Below are 15,175 nucleotides of genomic sequence, written 5' to 3'. Positions count from 1 at the left end.
CATCGCCTGCCAATCAGGGCCGATCCTATGGAACTGGTTGCAACGATCCACCAGTTCGTCTGGGACCTCCTGGTGGACTGGGTGTGCTTCGTGGCGGTGTTCCTCTGCCTGGGGCTCAACTTCGCGCCCTGGCGGCTGATTCCCTTCGGCCTGCGCCAGCTCTGGCGGGCCCTGCGCCACCCCGGCCCCGCCCCTGGGGCTGCAGAGGGCGAGCTGGACAGCTGGAGCGCCTTTCTGGTGACCCTGGGCGGCACCGTGGGGATCGGCAACATCACCGGCGTGGCCCTGGGGATCAGCCTGGGCGGGCCCGGGGTGCTGGCCTGGCTGTGGGCGGTGTCGCTGGTGGGCATGGCCCTCAAGTTTGCGGAGACGGTTCTGGCCGTCCAGTTCCGCCGCCCCCTGGCCGATGGCAGCGTGCTGGCGGGGCCGATGCTCACCATCCGCCGCGGCCTGCACCGGCGCTGGCGCTGGCTGGCGACGGTGTTCGCAGCGATGACCGTGGTCTCCGCCTTCGGTTCCTCCAACGGCCTGCAGGTGCGCCAGCTGGCCCGGGTGATGGCCCTCGACCTGGGCAGTCCGCCCCTGCTCACCGGCCTGGTGGTGGGCCTGGCCACAGCGGCGGTGATCAGTGGCGGACTGAAACGCGTCGCCCGCGTGGCCGTGGTGCTGGTGCCGCTGATGGTGCTGGGCTACGGCCTGGCCATGGCGGTGCTGCTGCTGGACCACCTCGACCAGCTGAAGCAGGTGCTCGTACAGGTGCTGGACGGAGCCCTCGCCCCCAGCGCCATCGCCGGCGGCAGCGTGGCGGTGACGGTGAGTGCCGCCGTGCGCCTGGCGGTGTTCTCCAATGAGGCCGGCACCGGCAGCGCCGCCATCGTGCAGGCCACCGCCTGGCCCGCCGATCCGCTCCGCCAGGGCACGGTGGCCATGCTGGGAAACCTGGTGGACACCGCCGTCTGCAGCGCAATCGGCCTGCTGGTGATCGCCAGCGGCGCCTACCGCAGCGGCGGCGATCCGTTCAGCGTGGTGAACGCCGCCATGACCTGGGCACGCCCCGGCTCACTCTGGATCAGCCATCTGGCGCTGGTGCTGTTCGCCTTCAGCACCATCCTCACCGCCAGCGTCGTGGCGGAGCGCTGTCTGGTGTTTCTTACAGGCCTGCGCTGGCGGCCACTGTTCCGCGGCTGCTGGTGCGGCGCCCTGGTGCTGCTGGCCCCCGGCAGCGGCGATGGACTCTGGCAGGTGGCCGAACTGCTGGAGGCCCTGGTGGTGCTGCCCAACCTGCTCTGCCTGCTGCTGCTCTCCCCGTTCCTGTTCCACTGGTTCGCCGCGCTGCCAGCGCCGCTGCCCCCAACCCGCACCCCTGGGCACCACCCATGACCGCACCAGAGCCGATCGCCGCCGGCCTGCAGATTCCGCTGCATGGCGTGCTCGCCGCCATCGCCGTGACCTACCTGGCCACCCTGGTGGCCAGCCGGCTGGCCCTGCAGCTGCGGGTGCCTGCCATCCTCGGCATCCTGGTGCTGGGCGTCGCCATCCAGCCCAGCGCCGGACTACTGACGGTGCAGGCGGTGGAGGCCCTGCACACCGTGACCCTGAGCATGCTGCTGTTCGTGGCCGGGCTCAACTCCGACACCCAGCACATCCGGGGCTTCCTGGGCTACGGCGTGCTGCTGGCGGTGGGCGGCGTGGCCGTGTCGTCGCTGCTGCTCGGAGGCCTGATCTGGGCGGTGTTCCATGGTCTGGGCCAACCCATTCCCCTGAGCGTGGCGCTGCTGGTGGCAGCCTGCCTCGGCTCCACCGACGCCGGCGCCACCCTCAGCGTGCTGCGGGCGGTGCAGAACCGCATTCCGGTGCGGGTGCGCTCACTGCTGGAGTTCGAATCGTCGGTGAACGATCCCGCGGCGATCCTGTTCCTGTTTCTGATCGTGGGGCTCACCGGCCAGGGGGGCAGCGAAGGTGGAGCCCTGCTGGATCAGCTCCAGGGCTTTATCAAGAGCGTGGGCAGCGGCATTCTGGTGGGCCTGATTCTCACCTATCTGGCCCAGTACGCGCTGAATCACCTGATCACCAGCAAGGACCAGATCCTGGTGGTGGGCATCTCCATCGCCCTGGCTTCCTACGGCTTCGCCACCCTGCTGGAGGGCTCCGGCTTCATCGCCACCTACGTGACGGGTCTGTTTCTGGCCAACAACATCTACGAGAACAAGCTGATCACGCCGGAACTGCTCGAGCACAGCCTGGAGCCCTTCAACACCACCATGCAGATCACGGTGTTTCTGCTGTTCGGTGTGCTGATCGATGCCAGCAGCCTCCCCGGCGCCGCCCTGCCCGGAGCGCTGGTGGCCCTCGGACTGATGCTGCTGGCCCGGCCATTGAGCGTGTGGGTGTTTCAGCCCTGGTCGCCCTTCGACTGGCAGGCAGGCGTGTTGATCGCCTGGTGCGGACTGCGCGGGGCGGTGCCGATCGCCCTGGGCTACAGCGTGACCCAGGCCCTGCCCTCCCTGCCCGGCATCCCCGCCGCCGAGCTGCCCCGGCTGGAGGATCTGGTGGAGGGACTGATCTTCGTGGTGGTGTTCCTCAACCTCAGCCTGCAGGGCCTGAGCCTGCCCTGGCTGTGCCGCCGGCTGGAACACTAGATAGCTGTGCGATCTCCCCGCCCAGCCATGCCGGCAGCGGCCAGCGACCCACTCCTGATCCTCGGCGGCGGCCTGATCGGCCTGGCCGTCGCCCATCAATGTGCCCGTCAGGGTCTGGCGGTGAAGGTGCTCAGCCGCCGGCGCAGCGAGGCGGCCGGCTTCGTGGCCGCCGGCATGCTCGCCCCCCATGCCGAGGGGCTCAGCGGCCCGCTGCTCGCCCTCGGCCAGGCCAGCCTGGAGCAAATTCCGACCTGGGTGGCCCAGATCGAAGCCGACAGCGGCCTGCGCTGCGGCCTGCGTGCCTGCGGCATCGTGGTGCCCTTCCGTTCCGTCGGTGAGCGCGACACCTACCCAACGGCCGCGCTGGGGGAAGCGCTCGATCGCACGCGGCTGGAGGCGGAGGTGCCCGGCATCGGACCCAGCTTCCAGGCCGGCCTGTTGTTCGCCCAGGACGGCCAGATCGACAACCGCCGCCAGCTGATGCGGGCCCTGGAGCGCGCCTGCGTGGAGCGGGGTGTGACCTTCGAGGAGGGCGCCGAGGTGCTGGAACTGCTGCACGATCGCCGCCTCACCGGCGTGCGACTGCGGGGCGCCGACGGGGAGGAGCGGCGCCTGGCCTGCCAGCAGGCGGTGCTGGCCTGCGGCGCCTGGAGCGCCGACCTGCTGCCCGCGCTTCCGGTCCATCCGGTCAAAGGGCAGATGCTGTCGCTGCAGGGACCGCGCCAGGCGCTGCGGCGGGTGGTGTTCGGCCCCGGCACCTACCTGGTGCCGCGTGACGACGGCCTGGTGGTGGTGGGGGCCACCGCCGAGCCGCAGGCAGGCTTTGCGGACGGGCTGACGCCGCGGGGGCAGCGCCAGCTGGAGGACAACCTGGCCGCCCTGCTGCCGGCCGCCGCCGGCTGGCCGCCGATGGAGCGCTGGTGGGGGTTCCGGCCCGGCACCCCGGACGAGGCGCCTTTGCTGGGGGCCGGCCCGATCGAGGGGGTGTGGCTGGCCACCGGCCACTACCGCAACGGCGTGCTGCTGGCCGCGATCACCGCCGAGCTGCTGGTGCCGCTGCTGCTGGGCTCCACCGCGGTGCCGGAACTGCTGGCCCCCTTCCGCTGGGACCGGGCTTTTGCGGGTGGCCGCGCAGATCAGCCGCCGACTTCCGCAGGGCGCACCGCCGGGCCAAGGGTGTAGATCGGCAGCGCCTCCATCCCCTTCACCGGGCGTTCCCCCAGCCCCTGGACCGGCAGCACCTCCGCCACCAGATCGGCGGTGGCCTGATCGAACAGCAGGCCGGCGTCCACTTGGCGGGTGAGCCCCTCCAGGCGGCTGGCCAGGTTGACCGTGTCGCCGATCACGGTGAATTCGAGCCGCTGGGGGCTGCCGATCTGGCCCACGATCACCGCGCCGCTGGCGAGGCCGATGCCGCTGGCAAAGGGCGGCAGGCCCTCTTCGGCCCAGCGGGCGTTGAGCTGCGCCAGTGCGGCCTTCATGGCGGTGGCGCAGCGCAGGGCCGCCAGGGCTTCCGCCTGCGGGCCCCGGCTGAGCGGCGCGCCGAACACCGCCATCACCGCATCGCCAATGAACTTGTCGATGGTGCCGCCGTGGGCGGTGATCACCTCCACCATGGCGCCGAGATAGCGGTTGAGCTGCTGGACATGCAGCTCGATCTCGCCGTTGCTGCTGCGCAGGCGGGTGAGCTGGGTGAAGCCCTTGAGGTCGGAGAACAGCACGGTGACCGGCCGCAGCCGGCCGCGCAGCATGCCATCGGCCGCCGCCGGATCGGCCAGGATCTCGGCCACCACACTGGGAGCCACGTAGCGCTCGAAGGTGCGCCTCAGGCGCCGCCGTTCCCGCTCCTCGCGCAGGTAGGCGTCGCCGCCGTAGAGCAAGCCCAGCAGCACCAGGCCGCTGACCGGCGCCAGCAGCGGCAGCCAGCGGTAAGCGCGGGCGAGCAGCACCGCCCCCGCCGTCAGCTGCACCACCAGCACCACACCCAGGGCCAGGAGCCGCCAGCGCAGCGCCGCCACCCGCAACGCCGCCAGCGCCACCAGCAGCACCGGCAAGGCCGCCAGCAACGCCCGGGCCAGGGGGGCTTCCGGCCACGGAGCCAGCCCATCGCCCTGCAGGGAGTTGGCCGTGGCGGTAGCCAGCAGCTCCAACCCTGACAGGTTGCCGAACGGGGTGGCATTGCCTCCTTCCCCTTGCGACACCACCGGCCCCACCAGCACCAGGGCGCCCTGCACGGCAGCGCGGCGAGGATGGCGGCGCCAGCGCTCCGGGTCAAGCACCTCCCAGGCGGAAAGGCGCAGGAAGGTGCCTTCCGGGCCGTAGACGTTGAGGGCGCGGTGCTGGTCGGGTTGCAGGCTCGGCCGCCCCAGCAGCCGAAGCGCGGTGCCAGCCAAAGAGGGAAAGGGCTCCACCCCATTGGCCGGCAGCAGGCCGCGGCCATAGGCCTCGGGGTGGAAGGCCGGCGCCCCCTCCTGCTGGGGCAGAACATTGGTGAGCCCAAGCTGGGCGGGGCCGCCGATCGCAGCCAGGAAGGCTTCTGGGCGCACCAGGGTGAGGCCGCTGCCTGCTTCCGGGTCCTGCGGTTCGAGCATCTCCGCCGCGAGTGCCACACGCCCGCGCTGCTTCTCCAGCAGGCGGTTCATGGCCCGGTCGTCGCCGGGGCCCTGGCTGCTGGGGCCGGCGAACACCACATTGATCGCCACACCGGCCGCGCCTGCCTCCAAAAGCCGCTCGGCCAACAGGCCATAGGCGGTGCGGGGCCAGGGCAGGGTGCCGATGCCGCGGGCCCAGGGGGGGATGGTGGCGCGGTTCTGGCTCACGAACCAGCCACCCTGCTGCAGCGTGGCGTCATCGATCGCCACCACCACCACCGCCGCCGGTGGCTGGCGCGGACCGCGCCACAGCACCAGCTGTTGCTCAATCGAGCGCTCCCAGGCGCGCCAGCGGCCCGGTGGCCACCCCCCCAAGGCCCCCACCGCCAGCACGAGCGCCAGCGACAGCAACGGCAGCCGCCGGGTGCTCAGCTTCATCGCCCCACCATGCCGGCCGCCCTAGCGGTGCCGGCCGGCATGGTGGGGTGGGCAGTCGCGGCAGACGGCCGGGTCCCCACTAGAACAACCGCGGCAGACCGAAACTCGGGATCGACGGGACCGGCACTGGCGCGGAGGGCAGCGACACCCCGGGCACGTACGAGCGGATGTAGCTCTCGAGTGACCCGATCGCCGGCAGGGGTGTGGCGAAGCCCTGAAAGAGCGGTCCGTTGATCAGGGAGCCGTAATCACCGCTGGTGAGCCGCAGCAGGGCGAGCACCACACCGGCGGGCGAGAGGCGCAGGCGTTCACCCGCGTTCACGGTGGTGGGTGCGGCGCCGGTCGGCGTGCCGTCCCGGAGCGCTTCCACCTCCACCGAGCCCTCCAGCACCGAGAGCTCTGCGATGCCGTCGTCGTCGACCTGAAGCACATAGTTGGTGCCGCGCACGCTCAGCCGTGAGGAGCGGGTGCAGCCGCTCTGCGGGCCGGAGACGAGCACCTGGCCCTTGCTGAGCAGGAAGCAGGTGCTGCCAAGCCGCAGCTGGGAGAAGCGGTTGAGCCGTCCGGCGGCGCCGGAGGCGAAACCGAGCTGGGCGCGGCTGTTCTTCGTGCTGATCTCCTGCGGCGTGATGGCGGTCTGCTTCACCTTTGCCTGACGGTCGTCGATGTAGAGCTCCTTGCCATCAAGAATCTCCCGCACCGTGGCCTTCTCGTTGGCGCGCACAGGGGAGCTCGACAGAGCCAGACCCGCCCCAGCCGCCAGGCTCAGCAGGGCGGCTGGGCGCAGCAGAGAATTCAGGCTCAGCCGAGCGGCCAGGAGATCACCGGCGGAAGCAGCAAGAGCGGGCATGGCGAATCCTGAATCAGACGAAGCGAACGGCGCCGTCAATCTCCCGCGCCCGGATCAGGCAACGGAAAAGGGCCATCCAGACATTCTGGACCGTTTACCCGCCCGCACACACCCCGCAGGCCGAACACCTCGAGCGGCTGGGGCCAGCCCTTGAGCGTGTGCGCCCCCAGAGGCACCACATCCAGCTCACCGGGCAGCAGGGCCAGCAGCTCCCCACTGATCAGGATCGGCTGCTCGGGATAGCGGCGGGTGAGCCCCTCCAGCCGGCTGGCCACGTTGACAGTGGCCCCCACCACGGTGAACTCCAGCCGCTGTGCCGCGCCGAGATTGCCGGCGGTCACCTCGCCCACGTGCAGACCGATGCCATGGCGCAGCGGCGGCCGGCCCACCGCCGCCAGCTCCCGGTTGAGCGCCTGCAGGCCGCTCTGCATCGCCAGCGCCGCCCGCACCGCCGCGCGGGCCTCCTCGCGATCGCCGCGGCTGCGGGGCACGCCGAATTCCGCCATCACCGCATCACCAATGAACTTGTCGAGCAGGCCCTGCTCCGCCAGCACGGCGCTGGCCATCACTTCGAAGTAGCGGTTGAGCAGGGTGAAGAGCTCGGTGGCGGGCATGTCGACACTCAGCGAGGTGAACCCCACCAGATCGCTGAACAGCACCACGCAGCGGGCGCGGCTGCCGCCGACCTGGGTCCAGATCGGGCCGGGGTTGCGAAGGATGTCGTGCAGCAGGGCGGGCGACACACGCCGCGACAGCAACTGGTGGAGGTAGGCCCGTTCGCGGCCCTCCACCAGCACCTGCCCCACCGCCAGTAGTCCCCCTCCCGCCACCGTGGCCAGCAGCAGGGCAGCCAGGGGCAACCGCAGCAGCGCTCCTGCCCAGAGCCCCCAGCCGGCCAGCAGCGCCATCGCGATCATCACCAACGTGATCAGCAGGCTGTGACCAGCGGTGCTGCTGCGGCTGAGCCACCACCAGGCGCCGATCCCCCAGAACAGCAGCAGCCCCGCCTCAATCGGCAATGGGAGCGTGTGCAGCCCCTGGCCTGAGAGGGCGTTGGCGATCGCCACTCCCAGCACCTCGGTGCCGCTCTGGGGACCGAAGGGAGTTTCCTGCTGATCCCCCAACTCCGGGGTGGTGGCGCCGAACAGCACCGTGCGGCCGCGCCAGAAGCCGGGGGGAGTGTCAAGCACCTGCCAGGCGGGCACCCGAGCCAGGCTGCCGGAGGGGCCGATGTAATTCAGGCCCATCGGGGCCCGAGGCAGCGGCCGGTCGTTGACCAGAAAGGCCATCGGGCGCGGGTGGGGCAGCGGGAAACCGGCCAGGTGCTGGTCGAGCCAGGCCTGCCCGGGCACAGCCTCCGCCATCCCCTGCGGGGACTGGAGCAGGACCGTCAGCCCGGGTGCCCCGAGGCCATGCAGCGGCTTTGCCAGGACCACCTGCGCCACCCCCTGCCGTTCAGTGCGCCCGTAGCGGACGGCCAGATGCACCCGTTCGCGCCAGGGCGCCAGAGCCGCCTGGAAGGCCGCGTCATCGGCCGGCCCGAACGGGCTGGGCTGGCTGTATTCAATGTTGACGAGCACTCTGGCCGCCCCCTGCTCCAGCACCCTGGCGATCACCTGCGCCTGCAGGGCCCTTCGCCAGGGCCAGGGGCCCATCTCCCGCCACAGCGGCGACGCAGCCCGGTCGGCCGGCCTGAGCAGGGCCGCGAGTTGGAGCGATTCAGCATCGATGGCCAGCAGCACTGGATCCGGAGGAGCCGGGCGGGTGCCGCGCAACCGGAACCAGAGCGCGGCGATCTGGCCATCGGCCAGCTGCAGGGCCTGGCCTGCGGGTGTGAGCGGCTCATGATCGAGGCCAGCCAGCAGGGGCAAGGCCAAGGCGAGCCACCAGAGCCTCCGCCACCGACCCGGCCCGAGCAGCCTCAACGGTCGAGGCCTAGCTCGCGCTCGATCACCGGCAAGGTTGCCATTGGGGCGGAGAAGCCATTCATCAGCACACTGGTGCGGCGGCGCACGCGCGCCTCCTCAACGCTGAGCCGGCGGGGGCCCACCCAAGTGCCTGTGGTGGTGGCGGTGAGGATCTCTCCACTATTGAGAGTGAAGCGGCGGCCATCGCTGGCGCTCACCTGCACGGTTCCTTCCCAGCTCAGAAAATGAACTTCGCTGGGAAAATCCTCGATGAACACCGTGGTGCCCTGAATCGAGGCCGTTCCCACCCGGGTGCGAACCCTGAGGGGAAGGAGGCGGGTCCCGTCCGGATCGATCCAGGCAATGATCTGGCCGCGCTTCAGGGAGGGGCCGCCCGGATCGAGCCGCAGCAGGGCATCACCGCCGAGGCGGAAACTGCTGCCATCCGCCAGCTGCACCTGCATCCGACCTGGGCGCTGGGTGCGGATCTCCGTGCGGGAAGGCAGCACCTGGCCCGCGTTGGCCTTCTGCTCCGTTCGGCCGGGAGGCTTGATGAAGGCGGGTCGCTCCGCCACATCGATCACCCGGGGCAATTGCACGGTGGCCGGGGCCCCGCCGGAAAGGCCTAACACCGCCACCAGCGACGCACCGGTGAAAACAACTGCGGCGTCAGCCAGGCTGGCGGAGCGCGGCATCAAGCTCGCTGTTACGGCCCTCAGGATGAAGGCTCAGGGCTCGACGCGCCACACCTGATCGGCCGGCGTCCAATCGCTGAGCTCGGAGGCTTCGAACCAGAGGCCAATCTCGAAAGCGGCGGTTTCCGCCGCATCAGAGCCATGAATCACGTTGCGGCCGATGTTCACGGCCAGATCGCCGCGGATCGTGCCCGGCTCCGCCTCCAGGGGCTTGGTGGCGCCGATCAACTTGCGGGCACTGGCGATCACACCATCGCCCTCCCATACCATCGCCACCACAGGGCCGCTGGTGATGAAAGCCACCAGGCCGGCGAAGAAGGGCCGTTCCCGGTGCACGCCGTAATGGCTCTCCGCCAGTTCCCGGCTGGGCACCAGCTGCTTGAGGCCCACCAGCTTGAAGCCCTTGCGCTCGAAGCGCCCCAGGATCTCGCCCACCAGCCCGCGCTGCACCCCGTCCGGTTTGATCGCGAGGAAGGTGCGTTCGGTGGCCATGGCAGTTGCTCTGGGGAATGGGGCCATCGTCCGCGCTGGGGCTGCCGCTTGGCAAGCAACCCCGATGCGGGCGGGCGCCATGGCATCGGCTGGACCTGTTTCTGCTGAGGTACCGAGCCCCAGCGGGGCCGGCGCTCGGCCTGCAGCGGGTGGTGGGCAGAGGAGGCGCCCGGGACGGGGGCGTGGCAGCGTACTCGGCTGGGAGCTGACGCCTGCGACGCCTTGAACCTGGCCTGTTTCCGCTGACTAAGCTGCCTTGGGCCGCTTTTTTCCAGCCCCGTGCCCATGCCTGCTGAAACCGTTGCCGCCGCTCCGTCGGGCCTGGCCTGGAGCGTGGCCGACAGCAGCCGCCTGTACGGCCTGGAAGCCTGGGGAGATCCCTATTTCACCGTGAGCGCCCGCGGCCACGTGATCGTGCAGCCCCGCGGCGAGCGCGGCGGCTCGCTCGATCTGGTGGAGCTGGTGCAGGAGCTGCGGGGGCGCAACCTCAGCCTGCCGCTGCTGATCCGCTTCGACGACATCCTCGAGGACCGCCTCGAGCGGCTGCACGGCGCCTTCGAGCGCGCCATCGCCCAGTACGACTACGCCGGCCGCTATCAGGGCGTGTTTCCGGTGAAGTGCAACCAGCAGCGCCACGTGGTGGAGCAGCTGGTGGAAAGCGGCCGGCAGTGGCATTTCGGCCTGGAGGCCGGCAGCAAGGCGGAGCTGCTGATCGCGCTCTCGCTGGTGAACGATCCCCAGGCGCTGCTGATCTGCAACGGCTACAAGGATCAGCGCTACATCGAGACGGCGATCCTGGCCCGGCGGCTCGGCCGGCAGCCGGTGGTGGTGATCGAGCAGGCCGATGAGGTGGAGCGGATCATCAGCGCCAGCCGCGACTTGGGCGCGGCGCCGCTGATCGGCATTCGCGCCAAGCTGGCCACCCGCAGCACCGGCCGCTGGGGCAGTTCGGTGGGCGAGAAGGCCAAGTTCGGCCTGTCGGTGCCCGACCTGCTGGCCACGGTGGAGGCCCTGCGCGCCGCCGGCCTGCTGGGCGAGCTGCGCCTGCTGCACTTCCACGTGGGCAGCCAGATCAACGACATCGCCGTGCTCAAGGACGCCCTCCAGGAGGCGGGGCAGATCTATGCCGCGCTCACCCGGCTGGGGGCACCGATGGGCTATCTGGATGTGGGCGGCGGCCTGGGCGTCGACTACGACGGCAGCCGTACCGCCACGGCCGCCTCCAAGAACTACTCGCTGCAGAACTACGCCAACGACGTGGTGGCCACCGTGCGGGAGTGCTGCGACAGCGCGGGCATCGCCGTGCCGACGCTGGTGAGCGAGAGCGGCCGGGCCCTCGCCAGCCACTTCTCGGTGCTGGTGTTCGACGTGCTGGGGGCCAGCGGCCTTCCCGGTGCCGTGCCGGCGGCCAGTGGCGAGGAGGCCCTGATCCTGCGCAACCTGCGTGACACCCATGCGGGGATCGAGGCGGTGGCGGCCGCGGACCCCGCGGCGATCGCCCTGGCCCTGGAGCGGTTACAGGAGGCCTGGAACGACGCCCTCAAGTTCAAGGACGACGCGATGGCGGCCTTTCGCCTCGGCTACCTGGGCCTGCCGGAGCGGGGCCTGGCCGAGCAGCTCACCTGGGCCTGCTGCCAGGCGATCGCCGAACGGCTGGCCCTGCTGCCGCCTGAAACGCCGATTCCCCAGGAGCTGCGCACCTTGCCGGCGGCCCTGGCCTCCACCTATTACGCCAACCTCTCGGTGTTCCGCTCGGCGCCTGACACCTGGGCGATCGATCAGCTGTTCCCCGTGATGCCGCTGCAACGGCTGGACGAGCGACCGGGCCGGCTGGGCAGCTTCGCCGATCTCACCTGCGATTCCGACGGCAAGCTGGCCCGCTTCATCGACCGGGGCCAGGTGAAGACCCTGCTGGAACTGCACCCGCTGCGGCCCGGTGAGCCCTACTGGATCGGCCTGTTCCTGGCCGGTGCCTACCAGGAGGTGATGGGCAACCTGCACAACCTGTTCGGCAGCACCGATGCCGTGCACATCCGCCTGGCGCCCGGTGGCGGCTACCGGGTGGATCACGTGGTGCGCGGCGACACCAATGCCGAGGTGCTGCAGGCGATGGAGCACGACCCCCAGCTGCTGCTGGAGCGGCTGCGCATGGCCAGCGAGACGGCGATCGCCCAGGGGCAGCTGGGCATCGGCGATGCCCGCCGCCTGATGGATCACCTGGAAACCAGCCTGCGGCAAACCACCTACCTGCAGGCGCGCTGAAGCGCCTGCGCGTGTTCGCGGGCGGCTGCGCTTTCTCTCAGCGAACCAGGCACTGGCCGGTTCAGGAGAGCGCCAACCTGGCAGCGATATGCACGGCGCTGAACGCCCAGAGCAACTTGCAGAGCAAGTGAAGGGTCTGGTCGATGCCAAGCCTGTAGAAGCCCGCGCATTTCCCCCAGTCGATCAGGGCATGCACCAGCCACTCGGCCACACCCAACCAGACGATTCCAGTGAGGAGGGCCACCAGAAAGCCATGGACGCCGGCGTGGGCGGTGAGCCACCACGACCAGGGGAGGGTGTGATCCCGGCCCCTGCATTTCTCCACTGCCATGCGATCGCTCTGGAGGGCGAAATCACCGACGAAGTGCCCCATCGCCAGCAACAGAAACAGCTCCAGACCCGAGAGGCTGTGCGCAAGGCCCGACAGCATGGCTGGCTCCGTCATCGCTACAGAAAATCAGCATGACGGAGCCAGCGGGCGCAGCCTGTGGCGCGCTGAGCAGGCGCAGCCCCTGGCGCGTTCAGCGGGCGCAGAAAGTGGCCTGCAGCGCCAGCCGATCCACGGGTCCGGGCAATTCGGCCGGATCGAAGCCCACGCTCTCGGCGGCCACGGCCTTCATCAGCATGGGGCGCATGCCGCCTTCAAGCACCACGCTCAAGGGGGTGACCGTGCGCAGGCCAATCGCGTCGGCCAGATCCCGCGCCTGGGTGAGGGCGTCCTGGTAGGCCCCCTTGAGCAGCTGGCGCCGGGCGGCCGCATCACCGCCCGCCGACGGCTGGGTGTTCACCGGCGCCAGCTGCACCCCCGGCAGCCCGCCCACCTGGCGGATCAGCGCCTGCAGCCGGGCCGGGGCGAGCTCGCCACTCACCTGCAGCCGGGCCTGGATCGCGGCCGGCTGCTGCTTGGTGGCCGGCCGCGACCAGGTGGTGGGCGAAGTGACCTCCAGCTCGCTCACCTGCAACGCCTGCAGGGCGGTGCGCACGGCCGCCAGTCGCGTCTGGAGCTGGCCCAGGGCGGCATCGTTGCCGGGAGCTTCTGACTGCAGCTCCAGGGAGAAGCGCAAGCGGTCGGCAGCCCGCTTCAGCTCGGCGCTGCCCCGCACCTCCAGCGTGGTGCCGTCGCAGCGAAGCGGCTGCGCCTGCGCCAGGGCCGGCCGCGCCAGCAGCAGGCAGGCGGGCAACAGGCAGGCCGGCAGGCAGGCAGCGGTGGTGAGAGCGGAGAGGGCGCGACGCATCGCAGGGCTTTCAGTGGGGCAGGGCGCTCACGCCCCTCTGAAGCTTGGGGCCTGAACGGCTGTTTGCCGCCTCCAGACGCATGGGGTCAGATCTTCGTGGTGCCCCGCCGGCATGACCCCTAGGGTGCTGCCGGCAGGCCCGCTCCTCGCGGGGCTGCACTCTCCGCCACCGCCCTCTCCCCATGCATCCGCTGCAGGTGTGGCTGATCGCCATCAGCAGCCTGGCCCTGCTGCTGATGGCCCGCAATCTCTGCAGAGCGGGGCGCTGGCCGGCCTTTCCCCTGCAGCTGCCGGTGGTGGCCACGGTGGTGTGGGCGATCAGCCGCTCGCTGTCGCCGCTGGTGCTGCCGCTGGGCTACCGGCCCTGGTTCGCCCTGCTCGATGAGCTGGTGTTGATCTATGCCGCGATCCGGCTGCTGCTGTGGGTGGGCCTGGAGGTGCCGGCGGCCCTGAAGCTGTGGAACCGGCCACCGGAAATCCTGCTGCAGCTGCTGATGCTGACCAGCGGCACGGTGGCCACCGTGGTGGTGTTCAAGGAACTGGCCCGCTTCGACCTGCTCGGCCTGGTGACCACCTCGGCCGTGCTCACCGCCATGATCGGCCTGGCGGCCCAGGAACCGCTCAAGGATCTGTTCGCCGGCCTGGAACTGCAGCTCGATGAGCACTTCCAGCAGGGGGATTTCATCTGGCTCGAAGATGGCACCGCCGGCGTGATCGTGGAGATCAACTGGCGGGACACCTGCCTGCGGGATCTCACCGGCACCCTGGTGATCGTTCCCAACACCAAGATCACCTCCGAGGTGGTGCGCAACCATGGCGCCTTCGGCTTCATGGGCAACCGTTTCAGCATCGGCCTCGATTACGCCTTCCCCACCACCCAGGCCAAGCAGCTGCTGCTGGAGAGCGTGCGTCAGCATCCGCGCGTGCTGGCGGAGCCGGAGCCGATCGTGTGGGTGAAGGAATTCGCCGACAGCGCGATTCTCTACGACATCGTGGTGTATCAGGCTCCCGGTGGTCTGGCCGCTCAGCTGTCGCTGCGGAGCGATCTGCTCGAACAGATCTGGTACCGGCTCGAGCGCGCAGGGCAGAGCATTCCCTATCCCGTGCGCGAGCTGCGCCGCCAGGCTCCGCAGGTGAAGACGAGCCAGCCGGTGAGCAGCGCCGAAGCGGAGCGCAGGCGCCTGCTGGCACTCAATCCACTCTTCAAAGCACTCAATGAGGAAGAGATTGATCGCCTCGCCAGCCACATCCGCTGCGTGCGCTATGCGGCGGCAGAGGTGATCGTGCGCGAAGGGGATCGGGGTGGGGCGATGTATCAGGTGGTGGAGGGGAGTGTGGATGTGTGGAAGCAAAAATCTGGGGAAGCGCCGATTCACGTGGCCAGCCTGGAGGCGGGGGCCCTGTTCGGCGAAATGGCGATGCTCACCGACAGCACGCGCAGTGCCACGGTGCAGGCTCAGGAGGAATGCCTGCTGCTGGAGGTGAACCGCGAGCACATCGGTCCGCTGCTGCAGGACAACCCAGAACTGATGGAGCGGCTGGCGCAGCTGGTAAGCGGCCGCCGGGCCGAGCTGGAGGGGCTGGAGCTGGCGAGCCGGCTGGCCCAGCAGAACCAGTTGCTGCGCGCGATGCAGCAGCTCTTCACCACGCTGGGCTTCACCGCAGAACGCCCGGAAGCGGCTGCCGTTGATGCAGCCGCAGACCGTGCCGAAGCGGGCCGTGCCCAATCAACGGTGGGCGAACGCAGTGGAACAGCCGATGGAGCAGGAGGTGGAGCGGCCGATCGCCCCTGAGACAGAGCGGCCATCCAGAAGCGGGCGTCTGGGTCGGATGAAGGTGTTTAGAGGCGAGGCATTGCGGTCGGATCAGGAGCGCCGCTACCTCAGCGCCTTGGGAAAGAGCGGGAAGCGGCTCGATTCACTTCAAGTTGCCCGCTCTGCCGTCACCGGGCCACCGCGATACGCCTCAAAGCCCGCTCAGCCCAGGGCGGCGGCCAGGGCGGCGCGCGCCTCATCGAGCGCCGCCGGCAGGGCGGCGCCGTCGCGGCCGCCGGCCTGGGCCAGGGC

The 15,175-nt window shown here is 70.2% G+C and carries 12 protein-coding genes; 5 read left to right on the top strand and 7 right to left on the bottom strand.

Going from position 1 to position 15,175, the window contains the following annotated elements; all coding sequences use genetic code 11:
• The first annotated feature begins 27 nt into the window (after nt 1-27).
• The 3 genes from KQ303_RS10035 to KQ303_RS10025 are packed head-to-tail and all read left to right on the top strand — an operon-like array spanning nt 28 to nt 3,821.
• On the top strand, nt 28-1,380 hold the full coding sequence (locus KQ303_RS10035; protein ID WP_259730158.1) for a sodium:alanine symporter family protein: 1,353 nt from the start codon (nt 28-30) through the stop codon (nt 1,378-1,380).
• The gene (locus KQ303_RS10030) at nt 1,377-2,639 is read left to right on the top strand and encodes a cation:proton antiporter (RefSeq protein ID WP_259730157.1); all 1,263 of its coding nucleotides are present in this window, start codon (nt 1,377-1,379) and stop codon (nt 2,637-2,639) included. Before KQ303_RS10035 ends, KQ303_RS10030 begins: the two co-directional genes overlap by 4 nt.
• 27 nt (nt 2,640-2,666) lie before the next feature.
• Nucleotides 2,667-3,821: an FAD-dependent oxidoreductase gene (locus tag KQ303_RS10025; RefSeq protein ID WP_259730156.1), complete on the top strand. Its 1,155-nt coding sequence runs from the start codon at nt 2,667-2,669 to the stop codon at nt 3,819-3,821.
• Here KQ303_RS10025 and KQ303_RS10020 read toward each other — a convergent pair.
• The 5 genes from KQ303_RS10020 to ndk all read right to left on the bottom strand — a co-directional run bounded on the left by KQ303_RS10020 (nt 3,776) and on the right by ndk (nt 9,612).
• Nucleotides 3,776-5,668: an adenylate/guanylate cyclase domain-containing protein gene (locus tag KQ303_RS10020; RefSeq protein WP_259730155.1), complete on the bottom strand. Its 1,893-nt coding sequence runs from the start codon at nt 5,666-5,668 to the stop codon at nt 3,776-3,778. The genes KQ303_RS10025 and KQ303_RS10020 overlap by 46 nt on opposite strands.
• A gap of 79 nt (nt 5,669-5,747) precedes the next feature.
• Entirely contained in the window at nt 5,748-6,518 is a 771-nt protein-coding gene (locus tag KQ303_RS10015) for a FecR family protein (protein WP_259730154.1), read from the bottom strand.
• Nucleotides 6,519-6,553: 35 nt separating this feature from the next.
• A complete protein-coding gene (locus KQ303_RS10010; RefSeq protein WP_259730153.1) occupies nt 6,554-8,389 on the bottom strand; it encodes an adenylate/guanylate cyclase domain-containing protein in 1,836 nt (611 codons plus the stop codon).
• A 50-nt stretch (nt 8,390-8,439) separates the two neighbouring features.
• On the bottom strand, nt 8,440-9,120 hold the full coding sequence (locus KQ303_RS10005; RefSeq protein WP_259730152.1) for a FecR family protein: 681 nt from the start codon (nt 9,118-9,120) through the stop codon (nt 8,440-8,442).
• 33 nt (nt 9,121-9,153) lie between these two features.
• Nucleotides 9,154-9,612 (bottom strand): nucleoside-diphosphate kinase, encoded by a 459-nt coding sequence (gene ndk, locus KQ303_RS10000; protein WP_259730151.1) that lies wholly within the window; start codon nt 9,610-9,612, stop codon nt 9,154-9,156.
• A 285-nt stretch (nt 9,613-9,897) separates the two neighbouring features.
• Here ndk and speA point away from each other — a divergent pair, with 285 nt between their 5' ends.
• Nucleotides 9,898-11,874 carry a biosynthetic arginine decarboxylase gene (gene speA / locus KQ303_RS09995; RefSeq protein ID WP_255141632.1) on the top strand — a complete coding sequence of 659 codons (1,977 nt, stop codon included), beginning with the start codon at nt 9,898-9,900 and terminating at the stop codon, nt 11,872-11,874.
• Between the two features lie 61 nt (nt 11,875-11,935).
• Here speA and KQ303_RS09990 read toward each other — a convergent pair whose 3' ends face one another.
• Both KQ303_RS09990 and KQ303_RS09985 read right to left on the bottom strand, forming a co-directional pair.
• Nucleotides 11,936-12,319, bottom strand: a complete 384-nt coding sequence (locus KQ303_RS09990; RefSeq protein ID WP_311134143.1) for a DUF3307 domain-containing protein — start codon at nt 12,317-12,319, stop codon at nt 11,936-11,938.
• 76 nt (nt 12,320-12,395) lie between these two features.
• Nucleotides 12,396-13,109 (bottom strand): SIMPL domain-containing protein, encoded by a 714-nt coding sequence (locus tag KQ303_RS09985; RefSeq protein ID WP_259730150.1) that lies wholly within the window; start codon nt 13,107-13,109, stop codon nt 12,396-12,398.
• A 182-nt stretch (nt 13,110-13,291) separates the two neighbouring features.
• Here KQ303_RS09985 and KQ303_RS09980 point away from each other — a divergent pair, with 182 nt between their 5' ends.
• Complete coding sequence (locus tag KQ303_RS09980; protein WP_259730149.1) at nt 13,292-14,902, top strand: mechanosensitive ion channel family protein; 1,611 nt, start codon at nt 13,292-13,294, stop codon at nt 14,900-14,902.
• Nucleotides 14,903-15,175: the final 273 nt, after the last annotated feature.

It is taken from the genome of Synechococcus sp. CS-1333, from assembly GCF_025128015.1.
Lineage (GTDB): Bacteria > Cyanobacteriota > Cyanobacteriia > PCC-6307 > Cyanobiaceae > MW101C3.
Note: the sequence above shows the minus strand (reverse complement) of the source record. Positions and strands in the feature narration are given on the sequence as shown.

Excerpts from the sequence above, each read along its gene's own strand:
- KQ303_RS10015 (WP_259730154.1), bottom strand. The coding sequence starts at position 6,518 with ATGCCCGCTCTTGCTGCTTCCGCCGGTGATCTCCTGGCCGCTCGGCTG.
- KQ303_RS10005 (WP_259730152.1), bottom strand. The coding sequence starts at position 9,120 with ATGCCGCGCTCCGCCAGCCTGGCTGACGCCGCAGTTGTTTTCACCGGT.
- KQ303_RS10030 (WP_259730157.1), top strand. The coding sequence starts at position 1,377 with ATGACCGCACCAGAGCCGATCGCCGCCGGCCTGCAGATTCCGCTGCAT.
- speA (WP_255141632.1), top strand. The coding sequence starts at position 9,898 with ATGCCTGCTGAAACCGTTGCCGCCGCTCCGTCGGGCCTGGCCTGGAGC.
- KQ303_RS09990 (WP_311134143.1), bottom strand. The coding sequence starts at position 12,319 with ATGACGGAGCCAGCCATGCTGTCGGGCCTTGCGCACAGCCTCTCGGGT.
- ndk (WP_259730151.1), bottom strand. The coding sequence starts at position 9,612 with ATGGCCACCGAACGCACCTTCCTCGCGATCAAACCGGACGGGGTGCAG.
- KQ303_RS09985 (WP_259730150.1), bottom strand. The coding sequence starts at position 13,109 with ATGCGTCGCGCCCTCTCCGCTCTCACCACCGCTGCCTGCCTGCCGGCC.
- KQ303_RS09980 (WP_259730149.1), top strand. The coding sequence starts at position 13,292 with ATGCATCCGCTGCAGGTGTGGCTGATCGCCATCAGCAGCCTGGCCCTG.
- KQ303_RS10035 (WP_259730158.1), top strand. The coding sequence starts at position 28 with ATGGAACTGGTTGCAACGATCCACCAGTTCGTCTGGGACCTCCTGGTG.
- KQ303_RS10025 (WP_259730156.1), top strand. The coding sequence starts at position 2,667 with ATGCCGGCAGCGGCCAGCGACCCACTCCTGATCCTCGGCGGCGGCCTG.
- KQ303_RS10020 (WP_259730155.1), bottom strand. The coding sequence starts at position 5,668 with ATGAAGCTGAGCACCCGGCGGCTGCCGTTGCTGTCGCTGGCGCTCGTG.